This window comes from Agrobacterium tumefaciens (assembly GCA_025559845.1).
In the GTDB taxonomy this organism is placed as follows: Bacteria; Pseudomonadota; Alphaproteobacteria; order Rhizobiales; family Rhizobiaceae; genus Agrobacterium.
In genome coordinates, this window is sequence record CP048469.1 from 660,779 (window position 1) to 680,836 (window position 20,058).

The 20,058-nt window shown below is 57.4% G+C and carries 15 protein-coding genes; 10 read left to right on the forward strand and 5 right to left on the reverse strand.

Annotation, left to right across the window (positions count from 1 at the left end; genetic code table 11):
* The first annotated feature begins 35 nt into the window (after window positions 1–35).
* The 5 genes from FY156_03245 to FY156_03265 all read left to right on the forward strand — a co-directional run bounded on the left by FY156_03245 (window position 36) and on the right by FY156_03265 (window position 5,501).
* Window positions 36–644 carry a class I SAM-dependent methyltransferase gene (locus FY156_03245; protein UXS00573.1) on the forward strand — a complete coding sequence of 203 codons (609 nt, stop codon included), beginning with the start codon at window positions 36–38 and terminating at the stop codon, window positions 642–644.
* A 115-nt stretch (window positions 645–759) separates the two neighbouring features.
* On the forward strand, window positions 760–3,321 hold the full coding sequence (locus FY156_03250; protein UXS00574.1) for a copper-translocating P-type ATPase: 2,562 nt from the start codon (window positions 760–762) through the stop codon (window positions 3,319–3,321).
* Window positions 3,318–3,740, forward strand: coding sequence for a Cu(I)-responsive transcriptional regulator (gene cueR / locus FY156_03255; GenBank protein ID UXS00575.1), 423 nt, complete (start codon window positions 3,318–3,320; stop codon window positions 3,738–3,740). The genes FY156_03250 and cueR overlap by 4 nt, the downstream gene beginning before the upstream one ends.
* 57 nt (window positions 3,741–3,797) lie before the next feature.
* Entirely contained in the window at window positions 3,798–3,995 is a 198-nt protein-coding gene (locus FY156_03260; GenBank protein UXS00576.1) for a heavy-metal-associated domain-containing protein, read from the forward strand.
* A 123-nt stretch (window positions 3,996–4,118) separates the two neighbouring features.
* Window positions 4,119–5,501, forward strand: coding sequence for an MFS transporter (locus FY156_03265; GenBank protein ID UXS03006.1), 1,383 nt, complete (start codon window positions 4,119–4,121; stop codon window positions 5,499–5,501).
* A 13-nt stretch (window positions 5,502–5,514) separates the two neighbouring features.
* Here FY156_03265 and FY156_03270 read toward each other — a convergent pair whose 3' ends face one another.
* On the reverse strand, window positions 5,515–7,233 hold the full coding sequence (locus tag FY156_03270; protein ID UXS00577.1) for a glycoside hydrolase family 32 protein: 1,719 nt from the start codon (window positions 7,231–7,233) through the stop codon (window positions 5,515–5,517).
* Window positions 7,234–7,475: 242 nt separating this feature from the next.
* Between FY156_03270 and FY156_03275 the strand changes: the two genes are divergently transcribed.
* Both FY156_03275 and FY156_03280 read left to right on the forward strand, forming a co-directional pair.
* Window positions 7,476–10,658 carry a PAS domain S-box protein gene (locus FY156_03275; GenBank protein UXS00578.1) on the forward strand — a complete coding sequence of 1,061 codons (3,183 nt, stop codon included), beginning with the start codon at window positions 7,476–7,478 and terminating at the stop codon, window positions 10,656–10,658.
* 225 nt (window positions 10,659–10,883) lie between these two features.
* Window positions 10,884–12,344 (forward strand): YdiU family protein, encoded by a 1,461-nt coding sequence (locus FY156_03280; protein ID UXS03007.1) that lies wholly within the window; start codon window positions 10,884–10,886, stop codon window positions 12,342–12,344.
* Between the two features lie 117 nt (window positions 12,345–12,461).
* Here the strand turns inward: FY156_03280 and FY156_03285 are convergent, their stop codons facing one another.
* Complete coding sequence (locus FY156_03285; protein ID UXS00579.1) at window positions 12,462–13,562, reverse strand: saccharopine dehydrogenase family protein; 1,101 nt, start codon at window positions 13,560–13,562, stop codon at window positions 12,462–12,464.
* Window positions 13,563–13,689: 127 nt separating this feature from the next.
* On the opposite strand from FY156_03285, the gene FY156_03290 reads away from it, so the two are divergent.
* Entirely contained in the window at window positions 13,690–14,121 is a 432-nt protein-coding gene (locus tag FY156_03290; protein UXS00580.1) for an Lrp/AsnC family transcriptional regulator, read from the forward strand.
* Here FY156_03290 and FY156_03295 read toward each other — a convergent pair.
* Window positions 14,113–14,490, reverse strand: coding sequence for a helix-turn-helix transcriptional regulator (locus FY156_03295; protein UXS00581.1), 378 nt, complete (start codon window positions 14,488–14,490; stop codon window positions 14,113–14,115). The two genes, FY156_03290 and FY156_03295, sit on opposite strands and share 9 nt — an antisense overlap.
* A 146-nt stretch (window positions 14,491–14,636) precedes the next feature.
* On the opposite strand from FY156_03295, the gene FY156_03300 reads away from it, so the two are divergent.
* Entirely contained in the window at window positions 14,637–15,476 is an 840-nt protein-coding gene (locus tag FY156_03300) for an SDR family oxidoreductase (GenBank protein UXS00582.1), read from the forward strand.
* Between the two features lie 34 nt (window positions 15,477–15,510).
* Here the strand turns inward: FY156_03300 and FY156_03305 are convergent, their stop codons facing one another.
* On the reverse strand, window positions 15,511–17,151 hold the full coding sequence (locus tag FY156_03305) for a hypothetical protein (protein ID UXS03008.1): 1,641 nt from the start codon (window positions 17,149–17,151) through the stop codon (window positions 15,511–15,513).
* Between the two features lie 832 nt (window positions 17,152–17,983).
* Here FY156_03305 and FY156_03310 point away from each other — a divergent pair.
* The gene (locus tag FY156_03310) at window positions 17,984–18,307 is read left to right on the forward strand and encodes a Dabb family protein (GenBank protein UXS00583.1); all 324 of its coding nucleotides are present in this window, start codon (window positions 17,984–17,986) and stop codon (window positions 18,305–18,307) included.
* 201 nt (window positions 18,308–18,508) lie between these two features.
* Here FY156_03310 and FY156_03315 read toward each other — a convergent pair whose 3' ends face one another.
* A complete protein-coding gene (locus FY156_03315) occupies window positions 18,509–19,711 on the reverse strand; it encodes an MFS transporter (protein UXS00584.1) in 1,203 nt (400 codons plus the stop codon).
* Window positions 19,712–20,058 lie beyond the last annotated feature (347 nt).

Consider the following 20,058-nt stretch of genomic DNA (forward strand, 5'->3'; position numbering starts at 1 on the left):
CTGGATGGCAATCCGACTGTAAAATGAGGAGGGCCATGATGAACGCTTCCGACGAGATCATTGCCCTCTATACCGACCACGCCGCTGATTTCGACGCCCAGCGAGGGCGCGGGCTGGTCGAAAAAACCTGGCTCGACAGGTTCCTTTCTCTTTTGCCCGCAGATGGCTCCATTCTCGATATCGGCTGCGGGGCGGGTGATCCCATCGCGCGCTACTTTATCGAAAGCGGATATGAGGTGACCGGGATCGACGCTTCCGGTCCGTTGATTGCGCTTTCCCGGACCCGTTTTCCGGATAGCCTTTGGGCTATCGCCGATATGCGCGACCTGGCGCTTGGCCGGCGCTTCGATGGCCTGATTGCCTGGCATAGTTTTTTCCATCTGACAGTGGAGGATCAGCGGCATATGTTCGATGTGTTTCGCAGGCACGCCAGTCCCGGCGCGGCCCTAATGTTTACGGCAGGCCCAGAACACGGCGAGGCAATCGGGCGCTTTCAGGGTAAGCCGCTCTACCATGCAAGCCTTGCCCGCAGCGAATATGAAAGCCTGTTGTCACAGCATGATTTTCGTTTGGTGGATCATGTTGAAAACGACCCCGATTGCGGTGGCGCAACGGTTTTTTTGGCAAAATGTGAAAACGGCTGATCAGGCCTTGACCTTCCCATGATGGGAAGCATTACATGGTATATGCCGAGCAGGACTGCTAAGCGGTTTCGTGACACGGCATGCTGCAACAAAGCTCCTCGAAAGGGGAATTCCCATGAACGAGACAGTCAGACACCCCAGCGCCCATGCACACTCCCATGAGCCGGTTTCCATCCCCGTTGAAGGCATGACATGCGCATCCTGTGTGCGTCGCGTCGAGACCGCAGCGGCGAAAGTGCCGGGCGTTGCGGCGAGTTCGGTCAATTTTGCCACCAAGAAGCTGACGGTTGAACCGGCAAAGGGTTTTTCGGCAAAGACGTTAGGCGCAGCAATCAAGAAGATTGGTTATGAAGTCGCCCCTGAACGTCACGAATTTTCCGTCGAAGGACTGAAAAGCGCGGTGGATGCTGATCGTCTGAAGGGAATTCTGACCGCAATCGCGACGACTTTTTCTGCTGACGTGAACCTGGCAAACGGCAAGGTCTTCGTTGACGGTATAGGTGGACGTCGCGAACGCGACATGCTGGTAGAAACGGCAAAGACCGCCGGATTTGTCTTGCAGGCGCCGACGGCGGCACATCACCATTCCCATTCGGAGCACGCCCATCATCCAGATGCGGGCGGCGGTCACGATCATATGCATCACGCCGGTGACGAGGGTGCACTGAAGCGCGATCTGACGATTGCCGCCATACTCACTGCGCCGCTGTTCGTGCTGGAAATGGGTGGGCATCTTTATGAACCGATGCACCACTGGCTGATGGGCATCATCGACACACAAGATCTCTATTACCTCTATTTCCTGCTGGCGACGGCGGTGATCTTCGGGCCAGGCTTGCGGTTCCTGAGAGCCGGTTTCCCGGCTTTGTTGCGCGGTGCGCCGGAAATGAACTCGCTGGTGGCACTCGGCGTCACCGCAGCCTATCTCTACTCGGCCGTTGTGACCTTTGCGCCATCGCTGCTGCCTGAAGAGGCGCACTATGTTTATTACGAAGCCGCGACTGTCATCGTGACGTTGATCCTGACTGGTCGTTTGCTGGAAGCCCGCGCCAGCGGCAAGACCGGCGATGCCATTCGCAAACTGGCAAGCCTGCAGGCCAAAGCTGCGCGTGTCGAACGCGACGGCAAGACGCTCGAGATTGCACCGGAAGATGTGCGGGAAGGTGATATCGTCGTCATTCGTCCGGGCGAACGGCTGGCGGTGGATGGCGAGGTCATCGAAGGATCGTCCTATGTCGACGAATCGATGATTTCCGGCGAACCGGTGCCGGTTGAAAAACTTGCCGGTGCGAAAGTTGTCGGTGGTACGATCAACAAGACAGGTGCCTTCAAGTTTCGCGCCACCAAGGTTGGTGCCGACACGATGCTGGCGCAGATCATCCGCATGGTCGAGGAAGCGCAAGGCTCGAAACTGCCGATCCAGTTGCTGGTCGACCGTGTCACTGCGCTTTTCGTGCCGGTGGTGATCGCCATTGCTATTCTGACCTTTGCAGTCTGGGCGATCTTTGGTCCGGAACCCGCCTATAGCTTCGCTCTGGTCAATGCGGTTGCCGTCCTCATCATCGCATGCCCGTGCGCCATGGGCCTAGCCACACCGACCTCGATCATGGTCGGAACCGGTCGCGCCGCTGAACTTGGCGTGCTGTTCCGCAAGGGACAGGCACTGCAGGAACTGCGCTCGGCAAACATCGTCGTGGTCGACAAGACCGGGACCATTACCAAAGGCCGTCCTGAATTGACCGATCTGGTCGTTGCTGACGGTTTTGAGGAAAACGAGGTTCTGACGCTGGTTGCAGCCGTGGAGGCCCACTCGGAACATCCGATTGCCGAAGCCATAGTCAAGGCGGCGGAGGAGCGGAAGCTGTCGGGCCCGGAGGGACTCAACCCCCAAACTGTCGAGAGCTTTGAGAGCGTGACAGGCTACGGCATCGCCGCCATCGTCAACGGCCGCAGGGTCGAGGTGGGTGCCGACAGATATATGACCAGGCTTGGGCTTGCTGTCGATGCTTTTACCGATGCGGCCGCAAGGATGGGTGATGAAGGCAAGACACCGCTTTACGCCGCAATTGATGGCAAGCTTGCCGGTGCCATTGCTGTGGCCGATCCGCTGAAGCCATCGAGCGTCAGTGCCATCAAGGCTCTGCAGGACATGGACATAGAGGTTGTGATGGTGACGGGCGACAATGCGCGCACAGCAAATGCCATCGCCAGACAGGTCGGGATCGACAAGGTGGTGGCCGAGGTGTTGCCGGAAGGCAAGGTAAAAGCAATCCACTCGCTACGCGAGGGTGGAAAGACGGTGGCCTTTGTCGGAGATGGTATCAACGATGCACCGGCACTGGCCGAGGCCGATATCGGCATTGCCATTGGTACCGGCACCGACGTTGCTATTGAAAGCGCGGATGTTGTTCTGGTCGGCGGCGATCTGACCGGTGCGGTCAATGCCGTCGAGATGAGCCGGGCGACGATCCGCAATATCAAGGAAAACCTGTTCTGGGCGTTTGGTTACAACGTGGCGCTGATCCCCGTTGCCGCCGGAGTTCTTTATCCGGCCTTCGGCATTACCTTGTCGCCGATGATCGGCGCAGGCGCCATGGCGCTTTCCAGCGTGTTCGTGCTGGCCAATGCCCTGCGGCTCAAAACGGCCAGAGTTTCTGCAAAGGAGGCAACGGCATGAATATCGGACAGGCATCGGATGCGTCCGGCGTTTCGGCCAAGATGATCCGTTATTACGAACAGATCGGCCTCGTTACCCCGGCCGCCCGCACGGGGAACAATTATCGGGTCTACGGCGAGCAGGACGTTCACAACCTGCGCTTCATCAAGCGCGCCCGCACACTCGGATTCTCGCTTGAAGAGACAGAGACGCTGCTGAAACTCTGGCAGGATAAAAGCCGTGAGAGCGCCGCTGTGAAGGACATTGCTCTTGCCCATGTCGCCGATCTCGAACGCAAGATCGCCGAGATGAAGGGCATGGTGAAGACGCTTTCGCATCTCGCCCATTGCTGCGGCGGTGACCATCGGCCGGATTGTCCTATTCTCGACGATCTGGCTGGCATTGAACCGGCGCACCACAGCTCAGCGAAAACCGCTTGACCTTGCCACTATGGCAAGGTGCACAACCACAAAAGACAATACTCACTGGAGAAGACCATGACCACCACGTTCCTCGTGCCTGATATGACCTGCGGCCATTGCGAAAAGACCGTACGTGGCGCCCTCGCCGAAGCGCTGCCCGGCAGCTCGGTCAACATCGACCTCGCTGCTCACACAGTCACCGTCGCCGGTGATGCGGCAAAAGCGGAAGATGCAATTCGCGACGTGGGTTACTCGCCGGAACGAGCTGCTTGAAAGTGGCAGACAGCATGCCTGCCTCATTGATCAGAAATGCCGCTTGACCTCAACTGCGCTTGAGGTTCTAGTTTGCCCGCCGTATCGAAAAACAGAAAGGATACGGCAGTGGTGAATTCGGAAATGGTCGAGCGCAACGGGTGGCTGGAATTGTTGAGCGGCGCGAACCTCGCGCTTCTGACGGTTATTTCCGCCGGTATCGGCCTGCACGCCTTCAATCAGTTCGCGGTGGTAACGGCGCTGCCCGTTGCTGTCAGTGAGATTGGCGGGGCGGCCTTCTACAGCTGGGCTTACAGTGTTTATTTTGTCGGCTCTGTTGCAGGTGGCGTTACCGCTGTTCTGTTCCGCCAGCGCTTTGGCGCACGCTTCGTTCTTCTGCTTTGCTGCCTGATCTTTTCACTCGGATCGATCCTGTCCGCCATCGCCGGCGACTTTCTCTGGGTGGTGATGGGAAGAGCTCTGCAAGGTGTCGCGGATGGTCTGATCGTTGCCGTCTGCTACAGCCTCATTCCCGCGGGCTTCAGGTCAGATCTTCTGCCGAAAGTCTTCGCCATCGAAGCAGCGATCTGGGCGATTGCCTCCTTCGTTGGACCGCTGACCGGCGGTTTTGCCACCGAACACTTGTCCTGGCGGGCAACATTCCTGCTGTCCGCGCCGCTGATCCTGCTACTCGTCGTTTATACTGTTATGGCCGTTCCAACTGAAAAGCCGGTTGTGTCAACGCGCAGGCCCTTCGTGCCGCTTTTCCTGTGCCTTGCTGGCGCACTTGCCTTTTCAGCGCCGTCGGCCTTTGACGGCACGCTGTTGCGTGTCCTTGCACTTGTTGGCGGTGCAATGCTGTTGTGGGCATCGCTCAAATCAGGCACGCGTCCTTCTATCGGGTTGTTTCCAAGAAATGCGTTTCGCCTGAACAGCGTACTCGGCAGTGGTTTCTGGGTGCTGTTCCTGATGTCTTATGCGCATGCGCTCGGCAATGTTTACCTCGCTTATGTCGCGATCAATCTCTGGGGCTATGAGCCGACATTCGCCGGGTTCATCGTGGTCACGATGCCACTGTCCTGGAGCTTCATTGCTATGGTCATTGGCAGTCTCAGATCAGCGAGATTGCGGGCAATTTGCCTGCATTATGGCCCATGGCAAATGGTGCCTGGATGCGCGCTCCTCGGGCTTGGCCTCGTTAATGGCAACTGGTTGGAGATGCTCGCTGGCCAGATATTGATTGGTTCCGCCTTCGGCATGTCCTGGGCAGGCATCAGCCAGGCAGCGATGGAAGCCGCACCCGATACCGAACGGGAAATGACCGGCGCACTTTTGCCCACGGTATCAACGCTTGGCGCTGCCGCCGGAGCAGGGGCGAGTGGAACCGTCGCCGCCGCCAGCAATCTTGTTGCGGAAATGGAACGCGGCGACATCCTGATGCCGATGGTCTATCTCTATGGCCTTGGAGTGCTGGTCTCTATACTGGCGCTCGTGACCGCCCGCGGCTTGCGCGGCAGGCGGACTTGAGGCGCGACGAAGACTAGAGTTTCAGCGCCCAGCACGTCGCATGATCGATCGTACCGGGCTCGGCCTTCAGGATAGCCGAGCGGACGGGCTCGAAACCCTCGATCCGCTTCGTGCCTACATAACGCCCACGGTTCACGAAAACCTCCAGCGAACCGTAGTCGAGGAAGATGCGCACGCGTGACGCCCGCGCCCCTTTGGCGATATAGAGCGGCGAGGGGCCGTCACGCCCATCTTCATGTCGTATCCACAAGCCGCTTTCATCCGAGACGACGCCAAGGCGCACTGTCGGGTGATCGAGTTGCAGTTCGAAAGGCTGGCCGGGTGAAGTCAGCTCGAAAAGGATTTCGACGGCGCCATTGAGGAAGGTGACGCGTTCGCCGGACGCCAGCCGGGTACGGTCGAGAATGTGGCTGCGCAGGCTTTCGGCTGCACCGATCGGGGGCGTTAGAAGTTCGCCATGGGCATAATGCAATCGGCGAGGCAAGGTCATCGAGGTCGGAAAATCGATTTCCGGATTGGCATCGGCCCAATTGGCAAGCCAGCCGATCCCCACGATGTTGTCACCATCCAGAAACGCCTGGAACGCGTAATTGTCGGTGCCAAAATCCAGTTCCTGTCCTGTTTCCTTCGTAAAGGTCTTGCCGTCGAACCAGCCGACATCTGCCATGGTCAGGTTCTTGCGGCCGGTCTGCGGATCTTCGGAATGCATCAGCCCATAGATCAGCACCCATCGCGTTGTACGCGCGTTCGCCGGTCCATCGAGCGGCAGCAGGCAGGGGCATTCGATGGCGGTCGTCTTGTAGCGTGTTTCGACCCAAAGCTTGCCCACGTAGGTCCAGCCGGATGACGCCGTCGGGTCCTGGGTCTCGTAAAGCAGAATGACGCCACCGCTGTCGCTCTGGCTTCCCAGCAGCATCTTCCACAAGCCATCCGGTCCACGGACGACGTAGGGGTCGCGAAAGTCCGGTGTCAGTCCCTGTCCATCCGGGCGCAGTCCAAGAACGACGTCAGCCTGTCCAGCCATGATGAGATCGGAAGAGGTTGCTGTGAGCTGGATCTGTTGTTCCGGAACGCGGTCCTGCACCTGCTCGGTAAAGAATACCCTGATGCCGGGTCCTTCGACCAGAGGGATGGTCGAGCCGGAATAGGCGCCGCCACGTTTGTCCGGACGCGTTGTCAGATCTTCGGACGGAAAGAGGAAAATCGGCAGATGTCGCCAGCGCAGATAATCGGACGAGACCGCGTGCCCCCAATGCATGGTGTTCCAGCGCAGCCCGTGGGAATAGTGCTGATAGAACAGATGCGGGCGTCCCTCGAACCGCCCGAAACCATTCGGATCATTCATCCAGCCGAATGGCGGACGGAAGTGATAACTTTGCGGCAGTTCGGGTGGGGCGTTGTCCGGCTTGGTGTGGACAACGGTGATGCCGGTTTCCAGAACGTCCGAGGCTGTGAACCAGTAGATGACAGAAACGGCTGTTGTCACGGTGTCGTAACTCAGCTCCACATGCCCGCCGCCAAAGATCTGGTAGATTCGAAAACTGAATTCTTCAGTATTGATACTTGAAACTTCGGCGAATTTTCCGTTGGCATTGGAAAACGAAACAGAGCCTGGCTCCGCCGTTTTTTTCGCCTTCAGCCAGATATGAAAGGTCGTGTTGACGGGAAGATCGGTGTGGATGGTGCGGATGGCGCTTTCCGGTTCTGCCAGCACGGCTTCAACGAAGGTCATTCCTCTTCCTTTCCTTCTCATGGTCCCGCCCAATGTATCACCCCGTCTGTCAGGAATGAGGCACAACGCGTGGTAGCGGACGTCAATTGCTGACTTGGATTGTCAGCACAGTCAAAACGAAGGTTCGCGGTAAAAGTTCACTGAGTTGTGCAACCTGGTTTTGTGTTTGTTAGGAGTTTCCCTCTATTCAGAAGACGGCTGGAATAGTCATTCTGCATAACTTTTTTGACGGATAAGCGTGGATGTCCTCAACCTACCCTGAAACTCATGGTTCTGCCGTTTCGGCGGAGCTGAGGGCATTCAATCAGCTTTTCGCAACGCTTCGCTTCGACGGACAAGGGCGCATCGTTGGCGCCAACCACCAATTCTTGCGACTACTTGGCTATGATCTTCAAGAACTTCTTGGTCAGGAAGATACGTTTTTTGTCTCCAAGAGCTATGAGCGAAGCCAGCAGCTCGCGCTCTGGCGAAATGTGCGCAAGGGCAAGCCACAACAGCAGACGGCTTTGTGGGTCAGCAAATCCGGCAAGGAACTATGGTTGAATTGCCGCTACATGCCGCTGGCGGATGAAGAAGGAACGATCACCGAGGTCGTACAGGTCATCGAGGACATCACCGAGCGCGAAGCGCGCGAAGCGGATGCGCGCGGTCAGCTCATGGCCATCAACCGCACACAGGCCGTCGTGCATTTCTCGCTGGACGGTCATGTGCTTGAAGCAAACGAGCTTTTCCTGAATGCCGTCGGCTACGACCATGATACGCTTGTCGGTAAACATCATTCCGTGCTGGTGGATAACGATGAACGCGCAAGCGAGGCTTATCGCGCCTTCTGGGCTGGGCTGGGGCAGGGCGAACACCGCTCAGGCGAATATCGCCGTATCCGCCAGGATGGTCGGGAGGTATGGCTCCAAGCCGTTTATAGCCCCATTCTCGATGCCGCCGGGCGCCCGTTGAAGGTGGTGAAATACGCCACCGACATCACCGAAGCGAAGATGCGGCAGGCAGACTATCAATGGCAGATCACTGCCATTCACAAGTCCAACCTCGTCATTACGTTCGATATGTTCGGTGCAATTCTCGACGCCAATGATCTCTTCCTTGAAGCGACCGGCTACGATCTTGCCGAGATCGAGGGCCGCCATCACCGCATGTTTGTCGATCCGGCTTACGCTCACGGCAGCGAATACCAGACTTTCTGGCGTGAGTTGCGGCAGGGCAAGCATCGCATGGGTCATTACAAGCGGTTCGGAAAGAATGGCCGCGAAGTGTGGCTGCATGCCACCTACAATCCGATCTTCGATGCCGACGGCAAGCCGGTGAAGGTGGTGAAATACGCCTCCGTCGTGACCGACGAGAAGTTGATCGAGGCGGAGTGCCAGGGCCAGATCGCTGCCATTCACAAGGCGCAATGCGTCATCTCCTTCGCGCTGGACGGGACGATCCTCGACGTCAACGAAAACTTCCTCGATGCGACCGGCTACCGTTATGCCGACGTCATGGGGCGCCATCACCGCATGTTCGTTTCGGAAACCGATGCCGTTTCGGAAGAATACCAGGCCTTCTGGCGCGATCTGGCCGCAGGGTGCCACCAGGCCGGCGAATACCGACGCGTCTGCAAGGACGGCAGCGAAATCTGGCTGCAGGCGACATACAGCCCGATCTTCGACATGAACGGCAGACCCTTCAAGGTCGTGAAATACGCAATCGATGTCACCGCCGACAAACTCATGCAGGCCGGATATCGCGGCCAGATCGAAGCCATCAACAAGTCGCAGGCCGTTGCCGTCTTCGGACTTGATGGCGTTCTGTCTGACGCCAACGAGAATTTTCTCGACCTCTTCGGATACGGTATCGATGAATTGAAGGGAGCCCATCACTCGATGTTTGTCGAGCGGGATTTCTACGTCAGCGATGAATATGTAACGTTCTGGGAGATGCTCAGAAGCGGCAAATATCATAGCGGATTGTACAAGCGTCTCGCCAAGAGCGGCCGCGAGGTCTGGATACAAGCCTCCTACAATCCGGTCCTCGACCTGAATGGCAAGCCGGTCAGTGTCATCAAATACGCGACAGACGTCAGCTCGAATGTGGCGCTGGCCGAAGCCTTCGAGGACGCACGTCGTCAGGCACACCACGATGCCGCGACGTCGCTTCCCAACCGCGTTAAGCTGGCCTCGTTCATGGATGCCTCGCTTGCCGGACCGGGAGCGGCTTTGACTGTCTTCTACATCGATCTCGATCGCTTCAAGCCGGTCAACGACACCTATGGCCACCATGTTGGCGACCGCGTTCTCGGCGAAGTGGCGGACCGCATGCGGCGCATGATCGATGAAGATCAAATGGTGGCACGCGTCGGTGGCGATGAATTTGTCATCGTTGCGCCGGGTATGGCGGTCGAAAACATAGAGGCATTCTGCCGCCGACTGATCGAGACGGTGACAAAACCCATTCCTTATGAGAGCGGTGAAATCAGCATTGGCATGTCAATCGGTATTGCCGTTGCGCCGACAGATGGGGAGACACCGGACGATCTTTTGCGCGCCGCCGATGCCGCGCTCTATCGCTCCAAGCAGAATGGCCGTGGTGTCTACAGCTTCTTCTCGATGGAGATGAACGACAGGATCGTCAGCCAGAGACGGCTTGCCGAAGATATGCGCCACAGCCTCGCTGCCGGCGATTTTTATCTGGAGTTCCAGCCGCGTTTCGATACGCGCGAGCGCTGCGTGCGCAGTGCAGAGGCATTGGTGCGCTGGGCACATCCTGAACGTGGACGCATTCCTCCGGCCGATTTTATTCCGCTTGCGGAGCGCAACGGCATGATCGTGCCTCTGGGAGACTGGATCTTGCGCGCTGCCTGCACCACGGCGATGAGTTGGGACGGTATTGGCGTCTCGGTCAATGTCTCGCCGGCACAGTTCCGCGATCCGCAATTCGTGCAGAAGGTGAGGGACTGCCTTGCCGAAACCGCCCTGCCAGCGGATCTCCTCGAACTGGAAATTACCGAGGGCGTGTTGCTTGAAGATGCAGATCGTGCGGTAGCCGTCTTGAAGAGCCTCAAGGCTCTGGGCGTCAAACTCGCCATGGACGATTTTGGTACGGGGTATTCGTCGCTCTCCTATCTGCGCAACTTCCCGTTTGACGTCATCAAGATCGACCGCAGTTTCATCACGGATCTTGAAGCCGATGGCAGCGCTCGCTCCATTGTCCAGGCGATCCTCGGGCTCGGACAGGCGCTTGGTCTGTCGGTCACGGCAGAGGGCGTTGAAACCAATGAACAGCTTGCGGTGCTGACGGCAGACCATTGCAGTGAGGTTCAGGGCTTCCTGATGGCAAAGCCGCTGCGCGCTGAAAAACTGCAGGCGCTGTTTTCGGAGATGCCCGAACTGAACAAGACGATCGGCGAAGGCATTCTGAAATCGGCCTGAAACAAACCGGGTGCGATTTTGATCTCGCAACCAGGGGTGCGACACGCCATATAAGGCATGTCGCGCAAAAGTGTTTCGCGGTTTTGTGGTACGGACATGCGAAGGAGAAAAGCATGTCGCGCAAAATCGTCTATGGTTTTGCAGCGATGATATGCCGGAAAAGCTGTCGCGCTAACGCGTTGAACGGTTTGGCGGTTTGAGCCGCAAAGCAGGAGCGCATCCATGATGAAATTCGACAATTCCTACGCCCGTCTTCCAGAGCGTTTTAGCGCTGCTGTGCTGCCGACCCCGGTCAAGGCGCCGCAACTTATCGCCTTCAATCATCCCCTTGCCGATGAATTGGGGTTGGATATTTCCGGCCTTGCTGATGACAGACTCGCTGCAATCTTTTCCGGCAATACGGTACCGCAAGGCGCTGAACCTCTGGCTATGGCCTATGCGGGGCATCAGTTTGGCGGGTTTGTTCCGCAGCTTGGCGACGGACGGGCGATCCTGCTCGGAGAGGTCATCGACAGGAACGGCAAACGGCGCGACATCCAGTTGAAAGGGTCTGGCCCCACGCCCTTCTCGCGACGCGGAGATGGGCGTGCAGCACTCGGTCCGGTGCTGCGTGAATATATCGTCTCTGAGGCCATGTATGCGCTTGGCATTCCTGCCACGCGGGCACTTGCCGCCGTGTTGAGCGGAGAGCGCGTGCAGCGTGAGATCGGGCTGCCGGGTGGCGTCTTCACCCGTGTTGCGGCCAGCCACATCCGTGTCGGTACGTTTCAGTTCTTTGCGGCGCGTGAAGACGATGATGGCATCAAGGCGCTGGCCGATTACGTCATCGATCGCCATTATCCAGACGCGACGCAGGCTGATAATCCCTATCTCGCGCTTCTGCAGGCGATCGCGGCACGGCAACTCGATCTTGTGGCACGTTGGTTGATGGTGGGCTTCATCCATGGCGTGATGAATACAGACAACATGGCCGTTTCAGGCGAAACGATCGATTTCGGCCCCTGCGCTTTCCTTGATGAATACCACCCCAACAAAGTGTTCTCCTCAATCGATGCCCAAGGCCGCTATGCCTATAACAACCAGCCGGGCATCGCCCAGTGGAACATCGCCCGCTTGGCAGAATGCCTGCTTCCGCTGCTTGATCCCGAGGCGGAAAAGGCAGCGGAACTGGCTAATGCCGTTCTTGCGGAATTTGCCGGGAATTTTCCTGGACGCTGGCTTTCCGGCATGCGTCAGAAACTTGGACTGGTGACGGAAGAGGACGACGACACGGCGCTCGTTCAGGCTCTTCTGGCAATGATGCAAGCTTCGGAGGCTGACTTCACATTGACGTTCCGGCGACTGTCTCATGCAGCAGATGGCGATGCGGAAGCATTTCGCGGCTTGTTCATCGATCTTGCTGCGGCGGACGCATGGTTGGCGCGTTGGCGTACCAGAGCCGAACGGGACGGCGTGTCTGCAGCCCAACGAAAGACAGCGATGCTGTCGATCAATCCGGCAATCATTCCCCGCAACCACCGCATCGAAGAACTGATCGCAGCAGCAGTCGAAGACGGCGACTTTGAACCATTCCACGACATGCTGGCGGCAATCGCCAAACCGTTCGAGGAACGCGATGAGTTCGCAGTCTACATGCAGGCGCCGATGAATCATGAGCGTGTGTCCCGGACGTTCTGCGGGACGTGACGCAAAACCTCAGTCGCCGCGCGTCTGCGCGGCGAAGAGAGTTTTCGTGCTTATCGACCTTACCGTATCGCGTTCAGTGCGACGCTAAAATTGGGGTCGACGACGTTAAGTCTTCCCTTAGCCAACCTTGGCAAGCGGCTCATGCGATCCGTAATAATGGCCGAAGCGGTTCGCCAGGAATTTGGGCAGAGCGATTTCTTCCTGCCGGACGAAGCCCTTCTGGGGGAGCGCGCCTTCGGCGAGAAGATCGAGAACCGTGCAGATTCCGGCGGCCGTGGTGATCTGGATTGCGCTCATCATGCGGCCGGACACTGGGCCTGCATAGACCTTGTTGGCGTAGGTCTCCTGCAGAAAGCGTCCTTTCTGCGTGCCGCAGACGGTAACGAACACGATCACAACGTCCTGCATCGTGGCGGGCAATGCGTTTTCAAACAGGTCCTTCAACACGTCGCGGCGATTGCGCAGGTTGAGATCATTGAGCAGCGCTTTCATGATTGCAACATGGCCGGGGTAACGGATGGTGCGGTAATTCATGGTGCGCACCTTGCCCTCCAGCGTGGCGCATAGCGTGCCTAGCCCACCGGAGGTATTGAACGCCTCGTACGTCACGCCGTCGAGCGAGAACTCTTCGCGTTCCTCAAGTGCGGGGACAGCGGTGAGGCGGCCTTCGACAATCGCTTCGCATGGCTCGATATATTCGTTGATAAGGCCGTCCGTGCTCCAGGTCAGGTTGTAGTTCAAGGCATTGGACGGATATTGCGGAAGTGCGCCGACGCGCATGCGCACGCTGTCCAGCTTGTCGAAGCGCGACGCGATATCTGCTGCGGCGATGGAGATGAAACCGGGTGCAAGACCACACTGCGGAATGAGGGCCGTTTCGGCTGTTTCGGCCAGAGCCTTGACCTTGCGGGTGGATTCAACGTCTTCGGTCAGATCCAGATAATGTGTTCCGACTGCAACCGCGGCCTCGGCGATGCCTGCGGTTAGATGGAACGGTGCGGCAGAAAGAACGGCAAAACGGCCTTTGAGCAGCGCCTCGAGTGGAGCACGGTCGGTAATGTCGACGATTTCGGTTTCGACGTTGTCATGCGTCGGAACATTGGCGAGCTGTTCGGCAGAGCGGTCCGCCACTGTGATCTTGTAGTCGCCGGTTACGGCAAGCATCCAGGCGATGGCCGATCCGATATTGCCCGCACCGACAATGACGATATTTTTCATAGGTTTGTTCCCCGCAGTTTGAATGCATATGAGATCCAAAAATGTCGGATTTTGCCGTCGATTCGTAGCTTCACTCTGCCATAATTGCAGGGTAATATTGATCGGATTGACGATAGGATTGGTCATAATGACAATCACAGACAAGGACCGCGCGCTTCTGGCGCTTTTGTCCGAGAATGCCCGCATGCCGGTTGCCGAATTGGCGCGCAAACTTGGCCTTTCACGCACGACTGTGCAGGCCCGGATAGAGCGGTTGGAGACGGAAGGCGTGATCGCCGGATATGGTCTGAGGTTTTCGGAAAGCTATCTGTCCGGACTGGTTCGCGCCCACGTGCTGATTACCATTGCACCCAAGGCCTTGCCGGCCGTCACCGCCTCGCTTTCGGCAATCCGGGAGGTCACGACACTGCATTCGGTCGGCGGAAGTTTTGACCTCATCGCCATTCTGGCCGCGCCATCCATCGCCGATCTCGATCAACTGATCGATCGGATCGGTGCCCTTGAGGGCGTGGAGCGTACATTGTCGTCGATTATCCTCTCGACGCGGATTTCACGCTGACGCACGCTCATTGGCGGCATCATAGGCTTTTTGGGCCGCCATCACAGCTTCGATATTGCCCTCTGCCCAATGCGCAAGGGCGGCGACCGTATCGGTCAGCGTGCGTCCAAGGGGCGTCAGCGAATATTCGACGGTTACCGGAACTGTTGGAAAAGCCTGCCGCACGATCAGACCGTCGCGCTCAAGCTTCTTCAAGGTTTGAGACAGGACCTTCTGGGAAATGCCTTTGATTTCACGCCGCAGCAGATTGAAGCGCACGGCCTCCACCCGCAGACGGTCGAGGATGAGAAGTGCCCATTTGTCTGCAAGCCTGTCCAGCACCATGCGTGTTGGGCAGCGGTCTTCATATACGTCATAGGGGTAGTTCATCGTGTCCCTTTCTCCCTGACAATTGTGACTGCCGGGTTTCCTGCAGGTTACCAGATAACCGAAAAGTGCTCTCTTTTAGCGATTTCCAATCCGCAGTATGTGTTTTCTGGAAACATGGTTTCCATAAGATACTAAGGAGATTTGGAATGACAGGCAAGATACTCGTGCTCGGTGCGACCGGAACGGTCGGGACTCCTCTGGTGAAAGCGCTGGTGAACAAGGGCGAAAGCGTCAAGGCTGCGTCACGCAGCGGCAAGGCTGTGGAAGGGGCAGAGGGCGTTCGCTTCGATTACGCTGACACCTCAACCTTCGCGGCTGCCTTTGATGGCGTTGACAGGCTTTATCTCTTGCTTTCAACCGGCCATGTCGATGTTCTTGGCGCATTGTCGCCTGTCGTCGACGAGGCGATCCGCCGCAAGATCAAGATCGTTTTCATGAGTGTCTTCGGTGTCGATGCCGACGATTCCATCCCGTACCGCCAGGTTGAACTGAAAATCATCGCCTCCGGGGTTTCCCACGTCATTCTTCGTCCCAACTGGTTTGCTGACAATTTTCATACCTTCTGGAAGGCAGGCATCGATCACGGGCAGATTGCTGTTCCTGCCGGCGATGGAAAGTCGAGCTTTATCGATGTCCGCGATATCGCCGACAGTGCCGCCGCAGCGCTGACCTCGACAGCCTTCGATGGCAAGGCATTCAATCTGACTGGCCCGGAGGCGCTGGGTTATGCCGATGCTGCAGCAATCATCGAAAAGGCAATCGGCAGGCCGGTTGCCTACAATGCCGTTTCGGATGAAGCCTTTATCGGCATCCTGACAGGTGCAGGCGTGCCGCAGGATTACGCGGCTTTCCTTGCGTCGATCTTTTACCCGGTGCGTGAAGGCTGGACGTCAGCGGTGACCGGCGACGTGCAAACGCTAACGGGCAAGGCACCGCGTTCTCTGGAAATCTATGTGGCCGATCACTTGGACGCGTTGAAAGGCTGAAGGGCGTAAAACCCGTCGCGGCCTCCACCGCCGCCTAGGTCGGATCAGTCGAGCCGCGACGGGCCTTGAAGAACATTTTGAGCCGCTGGATATCGTCCGCGTTCCACCCCGCTGGTTGCGTCACTTCCATCCAGGCGTCGATATAATGCTCCGGCGCATAGACATGTCCGTAACCCATGGGTGCCGTGGTGGCGGAGGCGACATCGAGCCCGAGTTGCAGCAGCGTCACGACAGGGAACCAACGGAAGGAAGAGGAAACATCCGGACCGTGGTGGACCATCCATTCCGGACGGCGATAGAGAGACGAAGCCTCGAAAAAGGTGATGGGGTCGCTTGCATATTGCAGGTAAACGATCCGCATCGGCCCCCACGCTGCGTCGGGCATGTGCGCATTCGTATACTGATTGGCGAAGCGGATGACGGACGAATCTCGGAACCGTGGCAGCCATTCCGGTGAGCCTGCGACCCTGCCATTGGTTGCCATGCGCCAAGTGGGACTGGAGAAGGGTGGACCACTCCAAAGCGCACCCTGGAAGGGATCTGAGAGCACATCGTAAAGATCAGAGGATTTCTGAGAATTGAGCGAACCGAGGCTCAGACCATGCAGGTAAAGTTTCGGACGCGTCTCTTTCGGTAACGTTGTCCAGTACCCATAAACGGCCTGAAACAGTGCGCGGGCGGTTTCAACGCCGTAGTTCGGTTCTGTCAGAAGCGCGATCCAACTCGACAGATAAGAGTATTGTACGGCAACGCTGGCGATGTCGCCATCGTGCAGATATTCGACAGTGTCGAGCCCTTCCGGATCGATCCACCCTGTGCCGGTCGGGATGACGATGAGCAGGACCTTTCGTTCGAAGCCGCCGACCCGTTTCAGCTCTTCCAGCGCCAGGGCCGCTCTCGCCTCGGGTGTTTCTGCTGAGTTGAGGCCGGCATAAACGCGTAACGGTTCCTTGGCGCCGCGCCCGGTAAAGCCGGAAATATTGCCGGCATCAGGCCCACTAGCGACGAATTCACGTCCGCGTCGGCCAAGCGATTCCCATGTCATTCGCGAAGCGCTGCTGCCTGTTTTGTTCGGGTCCTCGGGGCGCGGCACGTCCGGTTCGATCAACGAATCCACCTGTTTGAGCGAGGAATCCGCGAAACGCAGGCCGATATCGAAAATCAGACCATTCAGAAGCATCCATGACAGAACCACCGCAACGGTAATACCGATGACATTGGCGAGGCGTTGCGGCAGGAAGTGACGGCTGCGCGACGCAAAGAAGCGTCGCACCAGTTGAAAAAGCCGCCCCAGGAGGATGAGGACGGTTGCGACAGCAAGAGCAATCAGACCTGTTTTGGTGGGGTGTGCGCTTGGTAGCGGATCAAGCTCCATCAGCACACGAATGGAGTTTTGCCAATTTGCCGCCTGCCATAGGAAGGCGCAGGCCATGATAAGCCCCGCCAGAAACAGTAGAAAGTTTATGCAGCGTTTGTTACCGCGTGAAGGTTCCGGCAGTTCCAGATAGGCCCAGACAGCATGCAGGCATACGCCGATGAGGTAGCCGATCGCAAAGGAGAAACCGCACAACACGCCTTGCATCATCCAGCTTCGCGGCAGGAGAGAAGGGGTGAGTGATGCGCAGAACAGCACAGTGCCGATCACGATCCCGGTTGCTGACAGACCTGCAAACAACCGTGCAATCCATTGTTTCATGGATATTATTTCCCCTTGTCGCCGCACCATCATCCGGGAGTGTAGTATGCCTCACACGCCTGTGCAAACGCCCTTGCGAGATAAAATTCACAAAAAAGGAAAATAATCCTATATTGGATTTTCAGCTCTGGTTGCTTGGGTTCCACACGATTGGGCTAACACGTGGAAACAGGAAGCCATGTAACAACGGGGATCAAAAAAGTCGCTGTTTCTAGCGGTGGCGTAGTCTTTTTTGGGGGGAGCATTGCGGTGAGCGAATGATAAATCAGAGCCACGTGCAGCGGTATAATAAACGCGATCATTTTGATGATCTTTTCCCCGACAGGCCTGTCGGGGATGGTGTCAAAACAAGACTTTTCTGGAAGCCTGGACTGTCTTTATTTCTTCGGCGTCTGGGCAGGTTTTTGCTGAGAGCCGGTCTCGCGCATTTGGCGCCATTCGTTTTCAAGACGGTCGTAAACTGTCTGGGGGACTGTCGCTGTCATGGTGGCATTCCTCCTAATGGGTTAACGCTGCAGAATTGCGCGATAAATCGAGATAGCGCGCTAAGGTTCCGTTATTCAAGGAATTTTTTACCCCGAAACTTCGATCTGAGGATTAAAATCGATTAAGATTTTTTCAAATCGATTTAGTCCTGACAACGATCATGTGGAAAAACGGGGTGTTACGATACTGGCGATTTTCAGGGGTTGGAAATGGGATTCGGTTTGCCCGATTCTTCGTCAGGACCACATGCAGGCTATGCATTGAACCCGCGCGAACCAGATGATAACCCGTCTCCATGGCCCGAATGGCCGCGTTTGAATTTTGCATGACAGGTGACACCGTGATCCGCCATATCGTCTTTTTCACCGTTCCTGAGGAAAACCGCGACGCCGTGCGCAAGGGGCTGTCGGGCCTCACTGCCATACCGCATGCGCTGAAGTTGGAAATCGGTGAGAACGTCAAGAAGGACCAGTGGGGAAACTCGGTCGACTTCATCGTCTACGGGGAGTTCGAGAGCGAGGAGGCACTCGCCGCTTACAAGGCAGATCCCGCTTATGATCTTTCGACGCGGACGGTAAAGCCTTTGCGCGACACTCGCGTCGCAGCCGATTTCAACAGCGACACCGCAGTCAAGCAGCCAATCCGCTGAACGACCGGACCTGAATCGGTTTCTGAAGATGCGGAATCGTTTTGTGAGGCGTTGCCTCCAAGTGATTCCAGCGATTCAGAATTTTTTGCACTCAGTCGCTCTGGCTGGCGCGGGCTGTCCGCGCCATTGCCCAGATAATAGATCAAAACGGTTATTCAAGTCTGAACGTGCTGACCAGCTCGTGGCCGCGCGTGATTTTGCTCAACGCGACGATTTACGGACTGTCTTCCACAGAGCTGCGAGAAGCATGATCGAGACAAACAACAACGCGCTTGCCACGGTGAGTGCCAGGGTTGGTCCACCTCGCTCCAGCACAGCCGTGAAGAAAAGTGGTGCGGCGGCAATTGCCAGGTTTTGCGGTAGTGAAATCCTTGCGGCTTGAAGGCCGTATTCCTGCGGCGAAAACACCGCAAGCGGCAGCACCGCCCGGCTCACTGCGACCACTCCGCCACCAAAGCCGAAGAGAACTGTAAAGACAGTGAAAGCCGCCGTCGATGGACCGAGGGCAAGCAGTAGCAGCAGCGAGGCCAGGAACAGGATGCTGCCGGCCATCCCGGTGAAGAAGGGATTGCCGCGCTTTCCCAACAGAAAATCGAGACCGCGCGCGGAAATGGCGAAGACCCCGCGTGCCGAGGCAAGCTGCAACGCAAGCGCAGAGGATGCTCCCATTGCCAAAAGCAGCGATGGCACGAGAGGCGACAGTCCGAAGCTGGTGAAGGCGCTGATTGTCGTCATTGCGGCCAGAAGCAAAAAGGCATGCTGCCGTGCGTCGGTTGTTGCAGCGGCAGGCGTCGTCGTCTGGGATGGCGGAGAGGCCGCAGGCAGGCGTTCCCCCGGCAAGGCGAAAATGTAAAGCGGAACCATGACGAAGAGCTGCAGGCCGGCGAAGATCACCAGCGTGCCGCGCCAGCCGAAGTGGTGCTCGCCATAGGCGGTGATCGGCAGAAAGATGGTTGCGGAAAGTCCGGTGAAGATCATTAACAGCGAGATCATCCGACCGCCGCCGGCGCCGATGCGTTCGACCATCGCCGTGTTGGCCGACGTCGAAAGGCCGCATGCTCCGGCAAATCCCATCACGGTCCATGCAAGGCAATAGCTCAGAAAGCCATTCGAACAGGCGAAGATGCCGAGACCCACAGGAAACAGCAGCGATCCCGTAACAAGCACGGGGCGGGCGCCGTACCGGGTGAGAGCGCGTCCAAGTGCGGGGCCACAAAAGGCGCTGACCGCCATCATAACCGTCAAGCCGGCAAAGACGAGTTCCTTAGCAAGACCGAGATCGCGTCCGATGGGTGTGCCCAGCAACGCAAGAGATTCAAAGCACGCACCCCAGCCAATGATCTGGCCGATGGCAAGCACAGCGATAAGTCGCACGCGACGCACGGGAATTGCATGTTCTGACATGGCAGGATGCAGATGCTGATTCTGAAACGGAAATGAAGCTTTTGGTAGCAGCGCGCCCTGACATCAACAACCACAATCAGACGAGCCTGCAAGTTAAGGGTGTGCGAATGTCTCAATCGTTTGGTGAGACCCAGCCAACGCACAGATTTCCGCGCTTCATGGGATCACATTTTTGTGGGCCTTCTTTCCTTTCGTCGCATGCGGAGGAACCAGCTTCGACGGTGAGCCGTGGCTTGGCCGTTGAAAGGCCTGAAAACCAATGAGAAAAGGCCTGGAATCGGCAATCTTGGGTCAGTCCGGTCGCGACGATGTCCATTGAGGTGGAAGATTGTGTCATTGGCCGGACA